The 16,104-nt window shown below is 69.8% G+C and carries 13 protein-coding genes and 1 pseudogene; 8 read left to right on the top strand and 6 right to left on the bottom strand.

What is annotated here, in order from left to right:
* Positions 1-29: 29 nt before the first annotated feature.
* The 3 genes from ACZ3OF_RS35135 to ACZ3OF_RS35125 form a co-directional block, all read right to left on the bottom strand.
* The gene (locus ACZ3OF_RS35135) at positions 30-3,011 is read right to left on the bottom strand and encodes an ATP-binding protein (RefSeq protein WP_467308894.1); all 2,982 of its coding nucleotides are present in this window, start codon (positions 3,009-3,011) and stop codon (positions 30-32) included.
* A 347-nt stretch (positions 3,012-3,358) separates the two neighbouring features.
* Positions 3,359-3,934 (bottom strand): alpha/beta fold hydrolase, encoded by a 576-nt coding sequence (locus tag ACZ3OF_RS35130; protein WP_467308892.1) that lies wholly within the window; start codon positions 3,932-3,934, stop codon positions 3,359-3,361.
* A gap of 100 nt (positions 3,935-4,034) precedes the next feature.
* On the bottom strand, positions 4,035-4,247 hold the full coding sequence (locus ACZ3OF_RS35125) for an alpha/beta fold hydrolase (RefSeq protein WP_467308890.1): 213 nt from the start codon (positions 4,245-4,247) through the stop codon (positions 4,035-4,037).
* 150 nt (positions 4,248-4,397) lie between these two features.
* On the opposite strand from ACZ3OF_RS35125, the gene tap reads away from it, so the two are divergent.
* From tap to ACZ3OF_RS35105, 4 genes are all read left to right on the top strand, one after another.
* The gene (tap, locus tag ACZ3OF_RS35120) at positions 4,398-6,560 is read left to right on the top strand and encodes a telomere-associated protein Tap (RefSeq protein ID WP_467308888.1); all 2,163 of its coding nucleotides are present in this window, start codon (positions 4,398-4,400) and stop codon (positions 6,558-6,560) included.
* 3 nt (positions 6,561-6,563) lie between these two features.
* The gene (tpg, locus tag ACZ3OF_RS35115; RefSeq protein WP_467308886.1) at positions 6,564-7,121 is read left to right on the top strand and encodes a telomere-protecting terminal protein Tpg; all 558 of its coding nucleotides are present in this window, start codon (positions 6,564-6,566) and stop codon (positions 7,119-7,121) included.
* A 356-nt stretch (positions 7,122-7,477) separates the two neighbouring features.
* A complete protein-coding gene (locus ACZ3OF_RS35110; protein WP_361680543.1) occupies positions 7,478-8,668 on the top strand; it encodes a serine hydrolase domain-containing protein in 1,191 nt (396 codons plus the stop codon).
* Positions 8,669-8,747: 79 nt separating this feature from the next.
* Positions 8,748-9,572, top strand: a complete 825-nt coding sequence (locus ACZ3OF_RS35105) for a class I SAM-dependent methyltransferase (protein WP_467308883.1) — start codon at positions 8,748-8,750, stop codon at positions 9,570-9,572.
* Positions 9,573-9,739: 167 nt separating this feature from the next.
* Here the strand turns inward: ACZ3OF_RS35105 and ACZ3OF_RS35100 are convergent, their stop codons facing one another.
* Positions 9,740-10,267, bottom strand: a complete 528-nt coding sequence (locus tag ACZ3OF_RS35100; protein WP_361680549.1) for a transglycosylase SLT domain-containing protein — start codon at positions 10,265-10,267, stop codon at positions 9,740-9,742.
* 566 nt (positions 10,268-10,833) lie between these two features.
* On the opposite strand from ACZ3OF_RS35100, the gene ACZ3OF_RS35095 reads away from it, so the two are divergent.
* Positions 10,834-11,007 carry a hypothetical protein gene (locus ACZ3OF_RS35095; RefSeq protein WP_467308881.1) on the top strand — a complete coding sequence of 58 codons (174 nt, stop codon included), beginning with the start codon at positions 10,834-10,836 and terminating at the stop codon, positions 11,005-11,007.
* Here the strand turns inward: ACZ3OF_RS35095 and ACZ3OF_RS35090 are convergent.
* Positions 10,986-11,400, bottom strand: a pseudogene (locus ACZ3OF_RS35090) (ATP-binding protein). The gene ACZ3OF_RS35095 and the pseudogene ACZ3OF_RS35090 overlap by 22 nt on opposite strands.
* A 761-nt stretch (positions 11,401-12,161) precedes the next feature.
* Between ACZ3OF_RS35090 and ACZ3OF_RS35085 the strand changes: the two are divergent.
* From ACZ3OF_RS35085 to ACZ3OF_RS35075, 3 genes are all read left to right on the top strand, one after another.
* Complete coding sequence (locus tag ACZ3OF_RS35085; protein WP_361680554.1) at positions 12,162-12,500, top strand: MerR family transcriptional regulator; 339 nt, start codon at positions 12,162-12,164, stop codon at positions 12,498-12,500.
* Between the two features lie 231 nt (positions 12,501-12,731).
* Positions 12,732-12,935, top strand: a complete 204-nt coding sequence (locus tag ACZ3OF_RS35080) for a cold-shock protein (RefSeq protein WP_030325187.1) — start codon at positions 12,732-12,734, stop codon at positions 12,933-12,935.
* A 799-nt stretch (positions 12,936-13,734) separates the two neighbouring features.
* Positions 13,735-14,967 (top strand): PP2C family protein-serine/threonine phosphatase, encoded by a 1,233-nt coding sequence (locus tag ACZ3OF_RS35075; protein ID WP_361680557.1) that lies wholly within the window; start codon positions 13,735-13,737, stop codon positions 14,965-14,967.
* A gap of 428 nt (positions 14,968-15,395) precedes the next feature.
* On the opposite strand, the gene ACZ3OF_RS35070 is transcribed toward ACZ3OF_RS35075, so the two are convergent.
* Complete coding sequence (locus tag ACZ3OF_RS35070; RefSeq protein WP_467308878.1) at positions 15,396-15,884, bottom strand: MarR family winged helix-turn-helix transcriptional regulator; 489 nt, start codon at positions 15,882-15,884, stop codon at positions 15,396-15,398.
* Positions 15,885-16,104: the final 220 nt, after the last annotated feature.

Below are 16,104 nucleotides of genomic sequence, written 5' to 3'. Positions count from 1 at the left end.
TCCGGGCCACGTCGTCTGCCGACAGTCGCTCAGCTCACCTTGTCCTGCACCTTCCTCGGCTGGTGGTCGTCCATCGCCAGCAGCCAGCTCGGCAGGTCGGTGCGCTGACGTACGTTCAGCTTGCGGTAGGTCCGGGTCAGATGCTGTTCCACCGTGCTCACGGTGATGAAGAGCGCGTCGGAGATCTGCCGGTTGGTCTGCCCCCGCGCGGCCAGCACCGCCACCCGGAGTTCGGCCTCGCTCAGTACGTCGTCGCGGTCGGCGTCCTCCGCGGCCGGCGGCTTGCCCTGCTGCTCCTGCCACTCCGGTGCCTGCCGCACCCAGGGCGCGGCGTCCGGACCCTGGGCGGAGTCGTCGGCGCGGAACAGGAAATGGCGGGTGCGCCCCGGTTCCCCGGACTGCCGCAGCACCTGGTCGGTGTCGGCCAGCGCCCGGGCGAGCCCGCGCCGGTCACCGCAGGACTGGAACAGCTCCACCGCCTTGGAGAGCAGCTTGCGCCGATGGTCGGGCGCGGCGGTGGAGGCGAGCAGATGCAGCGCCCTGCCCCGGGTCCGCTCGTCGAGACCGTGCGGAACGTGCAACTGCTCCCGCAGGAGCTGCGCGGCGTGGGTACGGTTCCCGAGCGCGATCTGGACGCGCGCCAGCTCCAGTCGCCAGGGCACCAGCCCCGCTGCCTCCAGATTCCAGCCGCGCATCATGGCACCGCAGCGCTGGAAGTCCGAGGAGGCGGCCTGGTGCCGCCCCATGCCCAGATGGTGGGAGCCCCGGGCGATCAGATAGTGCGCGCCCACCGGGGTGCGGAACATCCCCGGTGGCACGGGCTCGGCGAGCCAGCGGTCGGCCTCGGCATGCCTGCCGGCCTCCGTCGCACAGGAGATCAGCGTGCCCAACGGCCCGCCGACGGCAACTCCCCACGCGGGCGCGGGCAGGTCCTCCAGCGCGGCACGGGCACCCTGCTCCGCCTCGGCCAGGTCGCCCAGGCGCAGCGCCGCCTCCGCGCGGATCGACCGCACGACACCCCGCCACACAGGAGTGTGGCGGGCCTCGGGCCGGCCGAGCAGGATGCCGCTCCACGCCACGACCCGGTCGGCGCGCCCCGCGTACAGCAGTGCCAGCAGGGGAGCGACGAGCAGGCCCCGGTCGCCCCGGTCGAGGTGGTGCCGCTGCAGGAACTGCTCGGCGGCGGCCGTACTGTCCACCTCGTCCGTCGGGAGCAGAGCGCTGCCCAGCACGGAGACGGCCTGAAGGAGCGGACTGACCGAGTGGGGTGCGGTGGCCGCCTTGCTCCAGAGGCTCTGCGACTGCCGCGCCGACACCAGGAAGTCTGGGTGGGAGAGCGAGACCAGGAGGCGCATCGCCTGCAGCCGTCCGTCCTCGGGGCCCGCCGTCTCGGCGGCCTTCGCCTCGGGACCTGCGGCGACCGCTTCGGCGGCCTCCTCCGCCCGCCCCTGCCACAGCAGGTACGGAACCGCGGCAACGGCCGCCGAGACCGGGTACCCGTCGGTCTTCGCCGACCGCACCAGCCTGTCCAGGTCACCGTTGGCCGCCAGCGGATTGACCTGCCAGCGTGCGCTGACCAGCATGCTCGTGAGGGCCTTGCGTCGCTCCTCGTCGCTGCCTGCCTCGCAGCCGAGCCGCAGGTAGGCCACCGTCAGGTCGGGCCGGCCCGCGGACAGGGCGTACTCGGCGGCATCCTGGAGCACGGGCGCCACCCACTCCTCCTCCGTGAACCCGGAGGCGACCAGGTGCCCGGCGACCGCGCTCGACTCGGCGCCGTACTCGTGCAGCGTCTTCGCGGCCCGCTCGTGCAGCCACTGCCGTATCTCGGCCGGCGTGTCGGACAGTACGGAGTGCAGGATGCGCGGGTGCCGCAGCCGGTCGCCGTCGACGAGCCCCGAGCTGTGCAGGACCCGCAACGCCGACGCCACGGAAGCGGGCAGCAGGCCGAGGAGCTGGCCGAGCAGCTCCTGCGACACCGGCCGGTCGAGCACCGCCAGCGCCCGGGCGACCTTCCTGGCCTCCGGCTCGTGGCGGTAGAGACTGTGGAGCACGGCCCTGCCGAACGCGTCCCCGACGCGCGGCACCGACGCGTGCACGCCTTCCTCCTCGCGCCGGTCGGGCTCGCCCACCAGCGCCTGGACGAGCAGCGGATTGCCACCGGTCATGTGCAGCAGCCGCTGAGCCTCCTGCAGCACCTCACTGCCCCTTGCGCCCCCGGACTCCCCGCCGCGCTCCTGCAGCAGCTGTGCGACGGAGTCCCCGGTCAGGGGAGGCAGCGTGATGTGGGACAGCCGCGGCCGGCTGCGCAACTCCGCATGGAACAGGGAGTTCGCGGGGCGCAGGGTCGACGTCTCCGACAGCAGCACCATGATCGGGGCGTGGTGCAGCCGCCGGGTCACGTACAGCAGGCAGTGCAGCGACGTCGCGTCCGCGTGCTGGAGGTCGTCCACCACGAGCACGAGCGGACCCCGGTCGACCAGGTCGAGAAGCGTCGCGAAGACGTCGCGCAACAGCGGTGGCCACATGGGCCCTTCGGCCGGCAGCTCGTCCGCTGCCGCCCACCTGGCCTCGGCCGTGGGAATGGCGCCGGCGGCCTCAGCCATCAGCTTCTCGACCCGTGTGGTGTCGCACCCCGCCAGCCGGGCGCCGTGCAGGAGCTGCCCGAGCACCCCGAAGGGCAGGCCCTGTTCCGCACGGGACCCGGCTGCCGTCAGCACTCGCGCGCCGGTTGCGGCGGCCCACTTGCCGAAGGTCTCCAGCAGTTGTGTCTTGCCCATGCCCACCGGGCCCGTCACCAGGGCCACATGCCCCATCCTGTGTTTCTCACAGGAATGCAAATTCCGGCGGAGTTGGGCGAGTTGCTCGCCTCGTTCGATCAGCACGACTGGTCCTGCCTCCCCGTCTGCGGTGCCGGACCAGCAGTTATGGTGCTGGCCGACACTGCTCCCCGTACCGCGCCGCCGGACATGCCCGCTCGTATCGGTGCGTGTCCCTAGCGGGGGTGACTCCATGCCGCTGACGCGGATCCCCGGAACCGACAAAAGTTCTCAAAATCAAAGCAATGCCGAAGTCAAACCTTGGTCAGAGTTGCATGTGCGTCTCAGGAGACGCAACAGAAGCAATCGAGGCCAACCGGTGAAGCGAACGCCACCGTGTGGGGGCCCCGTGAAGGGAAACCGTGGCCGTGAAGCGTCGAAAAATGGCGCTTTTCCCTGGCCGAAGCGGGTAGGGAAGTTCTCGAGCCAGGACACGTCGTGGTCATCGCCCACCCGGAGGGGCCCGAGTTGTGGTGCGAGTTCGCGGGCGCGTCCACGGCGATCGTGGAGACGGTCTGGAGTGTTTCTCTAGTGGCCGAAGACTAGGGGTGGCGGGCTGTCCGTTCCGGCCCGCGGAGCGACGGGAAGTCCCGCCGTCCCTCCTCACTCATCCGAAGGGAACCCGGTGGCGAGGAGGCCGACAGCTGCCCCGGTGCGTCCTCCCGGAGGAGGTGACCCGCGCCTTCGATCCAGTGCAGCTCGGTGTGGGGGATGTGCGAGTGCAACCACTCCGCGTGCTCCGGGGGGAGTATGCGGTCCTCGCGGCCCCAGATGAGGCGTACAGGCAGCGACATCCCGCCCAGCAGGCTCTCGTACGCGGCGGTGTCCACCTGCCTGATCTGGCTGTACTGACGGTAGAACGCGGCCTGTCCTTCGGCCCCCCGCCACGGTGCGAGATACGCGTCGAGGACGCCGGGCCGGAAGCCGGTGTGCGTCGCGTGCCGCATATGGCCGACGACCAGTGCTTCGTGCGCGTAGTCCGGAAGCTTCCGGAAGACATCCGTGTGCTCCAGGACGAGCCGGAAGAGCCCCCGCTCCCACTCACCGCCGCTCACCGCGTCGAAGAGGGTCAGGTCCCGGTAGTTCCGCTCCTCCAGCAGCAGCGTTCGGAGTGCCAACGGCCCCGCCGATGTCATGGGCGACGACACTGGGGCTGTCCAGCCCCCAGTGGTCGAGGAGCCGGGCGAGGTTTCTCGCGTGAGCCCGCAGGCTGAGGTCCTACCCACTCACGCCGGTCCCCGACTGGCCGAAGCCGAGATGGTCGAAGACGAAGACCGTGCGGTTACGGGCGAGTGCCGGAGCGATGTCCCGCCAGAGGAAAGAGGAGTACGGGGTGCCGTGCACCAGCACGACAGGCTCTCCGCTGCCGAGGACCCTCCACCGCACCATCCCCCCGGGCGTCTCGAACTCCTCGCCGAGTGTCCAGTTCACAGCGCCTCCCGAACTCACCTCATCAGCATCCCTCCTGCCTGGGACTGGGCGCCTCCCCAACCCGCCACAGCCGACATGAGAAATCCATGCGAAATCCAACGCGAATCCCGACATGCGATCGGGGTAGGGTGTGGCCCGGAGGTGAGTGCTGTGCCCACGGAGAACGAGCTGTTCAGTGCCATCGATGCGCTGCTGGAACAGGTCGCCCAGGATGACCTTCCGTCACCCGACGAACGCAAGCGCCTGCGGGAAGCGGCCGGATTGAGCCAGGAACAGATCGCGAGGGCGCTGAACAGCCGGCGCGAGACCATCGGGAACTGGGAGACGGGGGCGACCGAGCCGCGGCCGCCGAAGCGCGCCGCCTACGCCCGCCTCCTGGAGGGTCTCGCCGCGCGCTTCCCCGCCCCGGACACGCCCAGGGTCACGGACACGCCCGCCGCCCCCCCTGCTGCCCCGGAGCCGGCCCCGGCACCCGCCGCAGCACCACCGCCCCGCCCCGAGGCAAGCACCCCCACCACCCCCACACGCACACCCACAGCCACACCCGCACCCACAGCCCCGACGCGTCGCCCGGGTACGAAGAAGGCCGCGGCGAAGAACCCCACAGTCGCCGTCGAGGACCCGCGCTTCGAGAACGGGCCGCTCGCGGTGATCGACTGCGGCCAGGACGGACAGGTGTCGGCGTACTGCGTCGGCGGCCTGGTCCTGGACGTGCCCGCCAAGAGCATCCCGGCACTCGTGGAGTGGACCCTCGCGGAGGCGCGCCTCGGACAGCCGCGGCTGCACCGCAACGGCAAGGACGCCGACCCGATCCTGGTCCTGATGCCCTCCGCGCTGGAGCGCTACGGCCTGCCTGCCGCCCTGTCGGAGGAGGAGCGGCGCGCCGGCCGACTCCCGGCCGGCCACAAGGTCCTCAAGCAGTTGGAGCGGGCCGAATGGCAGCTCACCCAACGCGGGTTCGGGCCGTGGGCACGGATCTTCCGTCCGGCCGAAGGGGCGAAGCGCAACTGCGTCCAGCTGTGCATCCCGGCCTGGAACGCGCTGGACGTCCGTGAGTGGGACGACAAGGACCACCCGGTCCTGCCCACGATGGGCGCGGCCGACCTGGCCCGGTTCCTGGGTACGTACGCGACGCGCGTGATGACGCCTCGCGGCACCACGGCAGTCACCGGTCTGGAGCTGATGGTGGCACTCCACCCGCCGACCATGGCCGTGAGGGACGAGAGGACGCGGGAGTGGCGCGGCGCCCCGGCGCCGGGCGCGCTGACGGCCGTGTACGAGCCCGTGGAGTGCGAGGTCCCCGACGGGCACCCCGTACTCAAGGGCACGTACGCGCGCCACCACCAGCGGACCCCCGCCGAGATGCTGATGGAGGAGTCCTTCGACTGGTGCCGTCCGCTGACGGACGCGGAGTGCATGAAGCCGTTCGTCGTCGGCATCGACGTCAACATGGCGTTCGCCGCCGCCGCGAACCGGCTCACCGTAGGCCTGGGCGGCCCGACCCACCTCACCAACCCAGCGTTCGACCCGAAACTGCCCGGCTCCTGGCTGATCGACCTTTCCCACATCGAGTTGGACGAGCGGCTGCCCAGCCCTTTCACGGCGCGCGGGGAGCGCCCCGAGGGCCCGGCCTGGTACGCCACGCCCACCGTCGCGTACGCGGTGGAACTCGGCTACCAGGTGCAGCCGATCGAGGCACACGTCCGCTACGAGCACGGCGCATACCTGGACGCCTGGTACCAGCGGCTGCGCGACGCCTACATGGCGACGATGGCCGACCTCGGCGTCGTGTCCGGAATGGAGGAGCAGGCGTTCCTGGAAGCGATGGCACGGCACAAGCAGGTAGACCCCGAGATGGCGCTCGTACTCAAAGCGATCAAGGCGACCGCCAAGGGCGGCATCGGGAAGCTGCGCGAACGCCCCAGGAACACGCCGCTGTTCGAGCCGTGGCCGGCCCTGGCACGCAAGGAGTGGCGCCCCGACATCCGGGCCGCCGTCCTGGCGACGACGCGGGTCAACATGCACCGCAAGATGATGAAGGTGGCGGCCGCCGCCGACATCTACCCCGTCGCGATCGGCACCGACTGCGTCGTCTACCCCTCCGACGGGCCGACCCCGCTGGACCTCCTGCCGCGCACCCCGGACGGCAAGCCGGTGCCCGGCGGCTTCCGGCTCGGCGTGAGCCCCGGGATGGTCAAGCACGAAGGCACCCAGACCACCCTGTGGGCCGAAGAACAGTACGAGAAGCACGGCCTGGTGAACATCGCCCGCATCATCAAGGACGGCGGCAGGCCCGCCGACGACGGGGAGTAGACGATGCCCGACCAGCTCGGAGACAGCCTCGACCGCGCGGTGGAGAAGGCGTTCACCCGCCCGATCCCCAGATCCGCGCAGGCGCAGATGAAGTACCTGGTCAAGCAGCTCAAGGGCACCAAGGCCACCGCCCTGGCGCTCGGTGTGTCCCAGCGGACCGTGGAACGCTACGTCAAGGGAGAGCTCAAGCGGCCCCGAAAGGAGCTCGCAGCGCGCATGGAGCGCGAGGTCAGGAAGCGCTGGCAGCCCCAGATCAGGGCCAAGGCGAAGAAGAAGGCCGCGACCACCGACGGCATCGTCGTCGCCACCCGGGCCCGTTTCGGCTTCACCGCGGCCCCGGGCTCCACGGACGACGCCCGAGTCCGGCACATCACGCAGGCGCTGCCACCGCAGTGGGCCGAGCGACTGTTCGCCGCCCGCGACGCCGGCGCCACCGAGCAGCAACTCCTCGACATCGCCGCCCAGGGCCTGGGTCAGATGTACTTCCGCGACAACGACCGCCGCGCCCAAGACCTGCTGGTGGAGTTCACCGACGTCGAAGAGATTGAGGTAGAGCTCTAAACAGCCACCCCCCGAACACCCCCCGAACACCTTGGGAGCCCGGACCACTTGGTCCGGGCTCCCTCGCGTATCCATCTGTTGTGCTCGGTGGCGTTCGGAAGCCGCCCCTGTCGCCCTGCCTGGGTCGACGGCCGAAGACTCTCAGCCGCGCGCCCATCACGGACCGCCCGGGGCCGGGGCCGCCATAGAGGACATACCCCGGAACGATGACGCCGCATCACCGCCCTGACCAGTCAAAGGGCAACCCTTGGGCCGTATGGAGCATCGGGCAGGCACGTCCCCACGGTGCGTCCGATGCTGGGGCGGACCCATCGAACCGGGTGTCCTCCGCCCGGCGTCACCGCGAAGGAGCCCCCGTGTCGGCACGCTCTGCAGTCCGTTCCCGTTCGCGCGCACGCTTGCGGCTGTCCGTCGCCGGCCTGGCCGCGTTCACGGCACTCGCCGCCCTGGGCCAGCCCGCACAGGCCACAGCCACGCCGCCGTCCCCGGACGGAGCGCTGCAGCGACAGCTGAACGACCTCGTCCGTACGGCCGGAGGACCGCCCGGAGTGATCGCGACGATGCGGCAGGGCGGCCGGACGACGGTCTACCGTGCGGGCGTCGCCGACACGACGACGGGCCGCCCGCCCCGTGCGACCGACCACATGCGGATCGCGAGCGTCGCCAAGGCCTTCAGCGGAGCGGTCGCCCTGCGCCTGGTGGACCGGGACAAGCTGAGCCTCGACGACACGATCGGCGAGCTCCTGCCGTCACTGCCCGCAGCCTGGCATCAGGTGACGCTCAGGCAGCTGCTCAGCCACACCAGCGGTCTGCCCGACTTCTCGACGGCGCCGGCGTTCCTCGAGATCCTGCAGGAAGACCCGCGGCACCACTTCGACTCCCGCCGCCTGCTCGACTTCGTCGCCGACGAAGGCCTGGTGTTCCAGCCGGGATCGCGGTACGAGTACTCGAACTCCGACAACATCGCCGTAGCGCTGATGGCCGAGGCGGTCACGGGGCAGCGGTACGAGCGGCTGCTCGAACAGCTCGTGTACCGGCCCCTCGGCCTGCGGCAGACCAGCCTGCCCCAGGGCTACCGGCTGCCGGAGCCGTACCTGCACGGCTACGACGTGACGCCGCCCGCCCCGCCGGAGGACATCAGCGAGGTCCTCAGCGCGTCGGGCGTCTGGGCCTCCGGCGGAATCGTCTCGACACCGAAGGACCTCAACGCCTTCATCCGTGCCTGGGCCGGCGGACACGGCTTCCTCTCGAAGGAGACCAGGCACCAGCAGCGGACCTTCATCCCCGGCGCCGCCTCGGAGCCCGCCGGCCCCGGCGTCAACGCGGGCGGACTGGCGATCTTCCGCTACACGACGCGGTGCGGCACGGTCTACGGGCACACCGGCAACTTCCCGGGCTACACCCAGTTCGCGGCCGGCACCGCGGACGGCAAGCGTTCCCTCACGTTCTCGATCAACACCCAGACGAGCAAGAGCCTCAAGCCGGAACTGCTGGCCAAGGTCCGCGCCGTCCAGGAGGACTTCGTCTGCGCCCTGCTGCGACGCTGACTCCAGGCGGATGGCCGCCCCGGCGCGTCACCCTCCTGGCCCTGACCTCGCGGCCTCAGCACGGGTAGGGATGAGGGACATGAGTAACGAGAATGCCGCCGGCCAGTCCGTGAAGGCGAAACACCGGGCGATGTGGGCCCTGGGCGACTACTCCGCCGTGGCGACGCAGGTCATTTCCGAGCTGGGGGGCGTACTGGTGCAGGGGTGCGACATCCGGGAGGGCGACCGTGTCCTCGATGTCGCGGCCGGCTCCGGGAACGCGGCCATCCCCGCCGCTCTCCTCGGCGCCGATGTCATCGCCTCCGACCTCACGCCCGAGCTCCTGGAGGTCGGGCGCAACCTCGCGGCGGAGCGCGGTGCTCGGCTGGACTGGCGGGAGGCCGACGCCGAGGCCCTGCCCTTCGAGGACGGAGAGTTCGACACGGTGATGTCGTGTGTCGGCGTGATGTTCGCCCCGCACCACCAGCAGGCGGCCGACGAACTGGTCCGGGTATGCCGCCCGGGCGGCACCATCGGCCTGATCAACTGGACCCCGGAGGGGTTCATCGGGCAGATGTTCGCCACGATGCGCCCGTACGCCCCTCCGCCGCCGCCCGGCGCCCAGCCGCCGCCCCTGTGGGGCGACCCGGAACACGTGCGCTCCCTGCTCGGGGACCGGGTGACGGACGTCGACGCCCGCCGGCAGCCGCTGCGCGTCGACCGGTTCGCGCGGCCGGAGGAGTTCCGGGACTTCTTCAAGGCCTGCTACGGGCCGACCATCGCCACGTACCGCTTCATCTCCGAGGACCCCGAGCGGGTGGCCGCCTTGGACGAAGCCCTCGCCGAACTGGCCTCGCAGCACCTTGCCGACGGTGCCATGGACTGGGAGTACCTGCTGCTCACAGCCCGGCGGGCTGACGCGTAGGAGTAGGGCCTGCTACGAACGGCAAGGGGCCCGGCTGTGCCGGCCGGGCCCCTTGTTTCGTTCCCTGCCACGGCTGCCGGAGACATGAGCTGTCCGGTCCTGCTTGTGCCGATGGCGTCGGTTGCTCCGACGGTCCTCGAGGCGCTCGTCGGGCTGGGAGGAGTGGATCAGTAGGCGGAGTCGACGTTGTCGATGGAGCCGTACTTGTCGGCCGCGTAGTTGGCGGCCGCAGTGATGTTGGCGACCGGGTCGGTCAGGTCGTGCGGGGTGCCGTCGACGTGATAGGCGTCGAAGGTCGGCTGGATGACCTGGAGCAGGCCCTTCGACGGCGTGCCGTTCTGCGCGTTCACGTCCCAGTTGTTCTGCGCGTTCGGGTTGCCGGAGGACTCACGCATGATGTTGCGGTGCAGGCCCTCGTAGCTGCCCGGGATCTGCTCGGCCTTCATGATGTCCAGAGCTTCCTTGATCCAGCCGTCGAGGTTGTCGGCGTACTTCTTCTTCGCCTTCTTGGCCGCCGGAGCGTCCACCGCCGACACCTGGGACGCCGAGACATTCGCCGATACCGGGGCTGCCTGAGCGGGCGACGGGGCCAGCGTGAGCGCCGCTGCTGCGGCACCCGCGGTGGCGATGCCTGCGACGGACAGCTTGCGGAATCGGACGATGCGGCTGGTGGTGTTCTGCGTGGGGGCGGTCATACGCGAGTAACTCTCCATCTGACGACAACGTGGGGATGCCGACCGAAACGTGGTGCGGCGGAAGCGGAGCGGCACTCCGCGAGGCGGTGGACGGTCGAGCGAACCTGCTCTGCTGTCCGTCCGCATGGGATCCCCGGAACGACAGCCATGGTTAGGGGCGCTCCGAGCTCAGTGCAAGGGTGTGACGTACTACCCCACCGCATAGCAAATGTCCGGAATGGCCTCCGCGGTCCACCTGGGCACGGGATCGCGGGGCCTCCGCGTACTACCTCCCTTAGGACGTGGCGTGGCTCCTGTGCGGGGCATCACAGCCCATGGCTCCTGTCGCAGCGATCCCATGACTGAACGATCAGGGCGACTCGCGCTCCGTAGCCAGCCGAACCCGACATCACGCCGGGCTCCTCCCCGACCTCCTGGCAGCCCTGACCTCCCCAGCGGCCCGGCAGCCCGCCGAGGACGAAGCGGCGATCTTCGCGCACCACGGACTGCCCTACCAGCGCGGCGCGAACGGTGAGCGGCAACTCGCCCGCCGCTGACCGGCCGCCCATCCAGGAGGTGCCTGACCCGTGACGCTGTTTCTGATCCGCGTCATCGCGGCGATCGCCTTGGGCATCATCGGCGCAGTCGCCGAGGGGCTGTTCTACCTGCTGGTCATCGGCATCGTGGTGTTCGCCGCCGCCCTGGTCTACCTGGGGATGCACGTGCGGCGCTCCGGCCGCTACAGCCGCACGCTCCGCTGACCGGCTGCGCCGGCGCCGTGATGCTCCCGGGGGAGTAGGGCGCTCGCCGTCTTGCCGCCGGCCGCCTGGCGGGTCACGGGGGTGGCGCGGGCGAGCCGGTTGCCCATGGGCCAGCCGAGGCCTCCGGTGCCGCCGTTCATGTCGGGGGTGTGCATGCGCGGCAGCTGGGGGCTGGGATCGTGCACGGCCACCTCGATGCTCTCCGGGTGCGCGGTCAGCCAGGGTGCAGGTGCCGCCGCCGTGGCGCAGGGCGTTGGTGACGAGCTGGGAGAGGACCAGGACCACCGTGTCGGCGGCCTCGGGTGTGACCGCCGGTAGGTGACCTTCGAGGGACTCCCGAGCGCTGCCGTGCCCCGGCTGCGGTCTGTTAACCCGGCTCGTCGCGGTATCCATCACTGTTCGAGGGCGATTACCTCCCTGTCGAACACGTGAAAATCTATGTCGGCCGGAGTAGACATTGAGCAGTGGTGTGGTTATGGTTTCTTCCGTAGCCCAGAGAGATCGCAGGGCCCGGCAGAGATGAACTGCCGGGCAGCAGTATCCGCAGTTGCAGTTCGCAGGACGGTGCGGTGGTGGAGTTTCGAAGCCAGGGTTGTTGCAGGACGGCGACGGGACTGACGACCGGACCGGGCGGCCCGCAGTGATCAGGGGCCGCCGCCGTAGTGGCAGTACCCAGCAGTGAAGTCAGTGAGCAGCACCTCGGTGAAGGCGTCGGCTGCGGACGCGCGCACCGGGAGGTTCGGCAGTGGGGTTCTAAGCCAGAGCAGACGCAGGACGGGCGACGGGGCTGGCTGCCGAAGAGTGGCGCTGTCACAGGTCACTGAGCGGTTCGCATCACCAGCAGTACGCAGTATCAGCAGTAGGAAGTTCCCGTTTGGTAGGTAGTTGATCACCGAGGGAAGAACGGAGGAACGAAGCGCCATCAGGATCGCCCGGGCGGAAGTCTTGAGTCCGGGTACCGCAGGACATCGATAGTGAGGTGGTCTCCGGTCAAGCAACCGCGATCCCCGCACCCCCGACAGCAGCCAGGTCGGGTGGGCGGACACAGAAGGCCGGCGCAGTATCAGGGTCGGCAGGTGGTGTAGTAGTTCCTTCGGGGCCCTGGTGCCGTACGGCACCAGGGCCCCTCCATGCGTTCCATGAGAGAGGTGCAGATGACAGCAGACGACTCGTACGGCCGTCTCGACGACGACGACTACCCCGCCTACACCATGGGCCGGGCCGCCGACATGCTCGGCACCACACCGAACTTCCTCCGCGCCCTCGGGGACGCCCGCCTCATCACCCCGCTGCGGTCCGAGGGTGGCCACCGCCGCTACTCCCGCTACCAGCTCCGCATCGCTGCCCGAGCCCGCGAACTCGTCGACCAGGGCACCCCTATCGAGGCCGCGTGCCGCATCATCGTCCTCGAGGATCAGCTCGAGGAAGCCCAGCGCATCAACGCCGAGTACCGCCGCACCGCCGAATCGGCGAACCCCACGGCCGCGGCCTGACACGGTTGTGCGCCCGCCGGATACCGGCGGGCCCGCGCACACATACGGGCGTTTCCTGTGGTGACAGGGTGTGGGGACGTGTAGCGTCCCGGTTAGCTGTCGTGGTTCGGAAGTTCCCTCTGCCCATGCCAACGCGTGGGTTTTTTGCTGTGCTGTGCCGCAGGAACCAGGGCGATCACCTCCGTCTCCCGCATGGTGTGGGAGGCGTTCATCGACTGGAAGGCATGAGACATGGCTACGGGAACTGTGAAGTGGTTCAACGCGGAGAAGGGCTTCGGCTTCATCGCCCAGGACGGTGGCGGCCCGGACGTCTTCGCCCACTACTCGGCGATCAACTCCTCGGGCTTCCGTGAGCTCCAGGAAGGCCAGACCGTGACATTCGACGTCACCCAGGGCCAGAAGGGCCCCCAGGCGGAGAACATCAACCTGGCCTGACCTTCACCACCCCGCCGGCGGGGAGAGGGGCCGCGATCCGGACAACGGACTCGGGGCCCCTTTCGTTGGCACGGACGGACGAGGCTCTCTCCTGGCCCGAGGAGGCTTTCGACCGCGCAGCGGGCGGGAGGTGCAGTACGCCGGGGGACCCGGGCGGATCCCGTCGCGGCGGTGGTCAGCCCACGCGGCGTTCCGTTCCGGAAGAGCGTCCGCCCTGTTTGGCGCCGGGCCGTGTGCGGCCGACGTTGCCCCCTCGACGATGACCCGAGCTCGGGGCGGAGAAGGTGCTGGACGACCACGGCCGCCCAGATCTCCATCCGCCCCTTGGCCCTGTCCCCGTTCCGCTGAGCCCAGGAAGCCTCTTGCAGGGCGGTACGCACCACCGGTACCGGCCGGTGGGCATCGGGGCGCGCGGCGCCAGGTTCTCCGGATGCGGCGGGACTGTAGGAAACACCATGACGGTGGCGCAGCGGATGGCCCACGTCCCGCAGGGTCATGAGGCTCACTTCGTCGCCCGGGCAGCAGGACCTTGAGCTATTCGAGCGAGCGGGCCCCGACCAGAGCGTCGGCGATCGCATTCTCGTTCAGCTCACCGCCGCGACGCGCCCCTGGCCGACCTCCCGGCGAGCAACTCACCGAGGACTCCTGCGGTCGCCGCGGTGGTGCCGTGGCCCTGGTCTTCGTGCTGTCCTGGCGGTGCTCGGCGTACGTGGTCCGGGTCGTCGGCGGGGGAGAGGTCGGGCCGGGCCCGATGCCGCGTGCCAAGCTGGTAGGAGGGGCTGGTGGAAGGGATGCGGTCGTGAGCGGTGGTCACAGTGGACTGCCCCGGTTGCTGACGGCAGCGGAGACGGCAGCGCCGGCGGACGCCGTCGATGTGCTCGCGGAGGACCTGCGGCGGCGTTTCAGCGCCACAAAGGTCTCCTTCCTCATCGTGGACCTCACGGGGAAGGCGGTGGCGCGACTGTCCACCGCCGCTGCGGAGAGCGAGCGGGAGGCGGAGCGGATCCCCCTGTTCGGCAGCGTCTACGAGGAGGTGATCCGCACCCAGCGGCTGCTTCAGGAAGTGACCCGTCAGGGGCAGCGGGTGATCGTGCCCGTGACCAACCGGGGTGATGCGATCGGGCTGCTGGAACTGCTGCTGCCGGCCGACCCCGGCAAGGACGTCCTGGATGCGGTCGTGGAAGCCGCCCACATCCTGGCCTACGTCGTGATCGCCAACGGCCGCTTCACCGACCTCTACACGTGGGGTAAGCGTTCCAGGCCCCCCACCCTGGCAGCGGAGATCCAGTACCAGCTGCTGCCGCCGTCGCTGTCGTGCGAGGCCGCGCAGTTCACGCTGTGTGGGAACCTGGAGCCGTCCGAGGACCTCAGCGGTGACACCTTCGACTACACCGTGGACCGCGACACCCTGCACGTCTCGGTGACCGACCCCATGGGCCACGACCTCGATTCCGCCCTGATCGCCACCGTCCTGGTAGGCGCCCTGCGTGGCGCCCGCCGGGCGGGCGCCGACCTGGCCGAACAGGCCCACCTCGCCGACCAGGCACTGATCAGCCACCGCCATGGCCACGCCACCGGCCAGCTGCTGCGCATCAACCTGCACACCGGACACGCCCAGCTCCTCAACGCGGGCCATCCCTGGCCGCTGCGCATGCGCGAGGGAACCGTCGAGACCATCACCTGCGAGGTGGACCATCCCTTCGGGCTGTCCGAGCTGACCCCCCACCCCTACCGCGCACAGGACCTCGACCTGCGGCCCGGTGACCGCCTGCTCATGTTCACCGACGGCATGCTCGAACACCACGGCGAGCAGGTCGACCTCCCCGCCCTTCTGGAGCGCACCCGAAACCTGCACCCGCGGGAGACCACGCTGGCGCTGACCTCCGCAGTCCACGACGCCGCCGACGGCCGGCTCGCGGACGATGCCACGGTCGTGTGCCTGGACTGGCACGGCCCCCAAGAGACCCAGCGGCACGTCAGCTCCGGCGCGGACACCCAGCAAGCCTCAGCCGCACGCACGAAGCAACCGTGACCAGGACGCCCCTGGACACTGCGACGTCACTATTGGTGCGAAACCAAGCGTGTGGGCCGGGTTAAGGACTTCCTTCGGACGCGGTCGTAAGAGCGCTCGGCGGATTCGGGGTACCCGTTCACGACCTGCCCGGCCTGCAAGCCCTACCGGAAGGGCACCGTGGAGGCCCTGAACAGCGCGGTGGAACAGATGCTGCTGGTCTCTCTGTCGGGCTACACACACTGTGCCCGCCCCGCGCAGGCGTACCGACCGGATCCTGTGGAGGACCTGCTGTCCTACCCGGACTTCGTCAGTGTCTTCCTGGCGTGGGTGGCCTGGTGGCAACACCGAGCACCGTCACGCACTGACGCCGCTTTGGGCGGGGTGTGGCGAGGGCGGTAGTCGGTTCGGTCTTGTCCTGTGGGTTGGGTTGGGCTGGTGGGGGGTGGTCAGTTGTTCCCGGTGGTGCGTGTTTCTTCGAGGGAGGTGGTGAGGATGGTGGTGGCGCGGGTGAGGCAGTCGTTGAGTACTGCGATTTCTTGTGGGGTGTAGTCGGCGAAGAGTTCTGCGATGCGGCGGTAGTTGGTTCCGTAGGCCTGGAACAGCCGCTCTGCGGCGGTGGGGTCGGCGATGACGTGGACGCGTCTGCGGTCGTTCGGGTCGTTGCGGCGCCGGGCGTATCCGGCGCGTTCGAGCCGGTTGATGACTCCGGTGATGGCCCCTGTGGTCAGGTTCGCCCGCTGTGCGAGGTCGCCTGCGGTGAGCGGCTGCTGTGCTCCCTCGGCTTCCAGGATGAAGCCCATGCAGGTGAGGTCCGTGACGTTCAGGCCCAGTCGCTGGGCCACGTCGTGCTGGGCCACGATGCCCAGTGCGATGAGGTGATCCATCTGGGCGTGTGCCTGCTCGGGGGTGGAACGGGGGCGCTCCTTGCCATCCAACGCAAACTTCCCTTACTATCTAAGTAGCTTAGCTCGTGAGATAAATCTTCTCCTGAGTCAGCGTATCCCCAGCTTCCGGAAAGGACGCCATGAGCGCGCACGGCGATGTGGATCTTGGTCATACCGTGGCCGGGTGGATGGGAACGGTGATCGCTTTCGTCGGTTTGGGTGTCCTGGCGCTCGCCGTGGTCGTGGTCTCCCTGCCGCTCGCCGTGTTGGG

It is taken from the genome of Streptomyces sp. NPDC022552, assembly GCF_055561875.1.
This window is presented reverse-complemented; position numbering and strand designations above follow the sequence as displayed.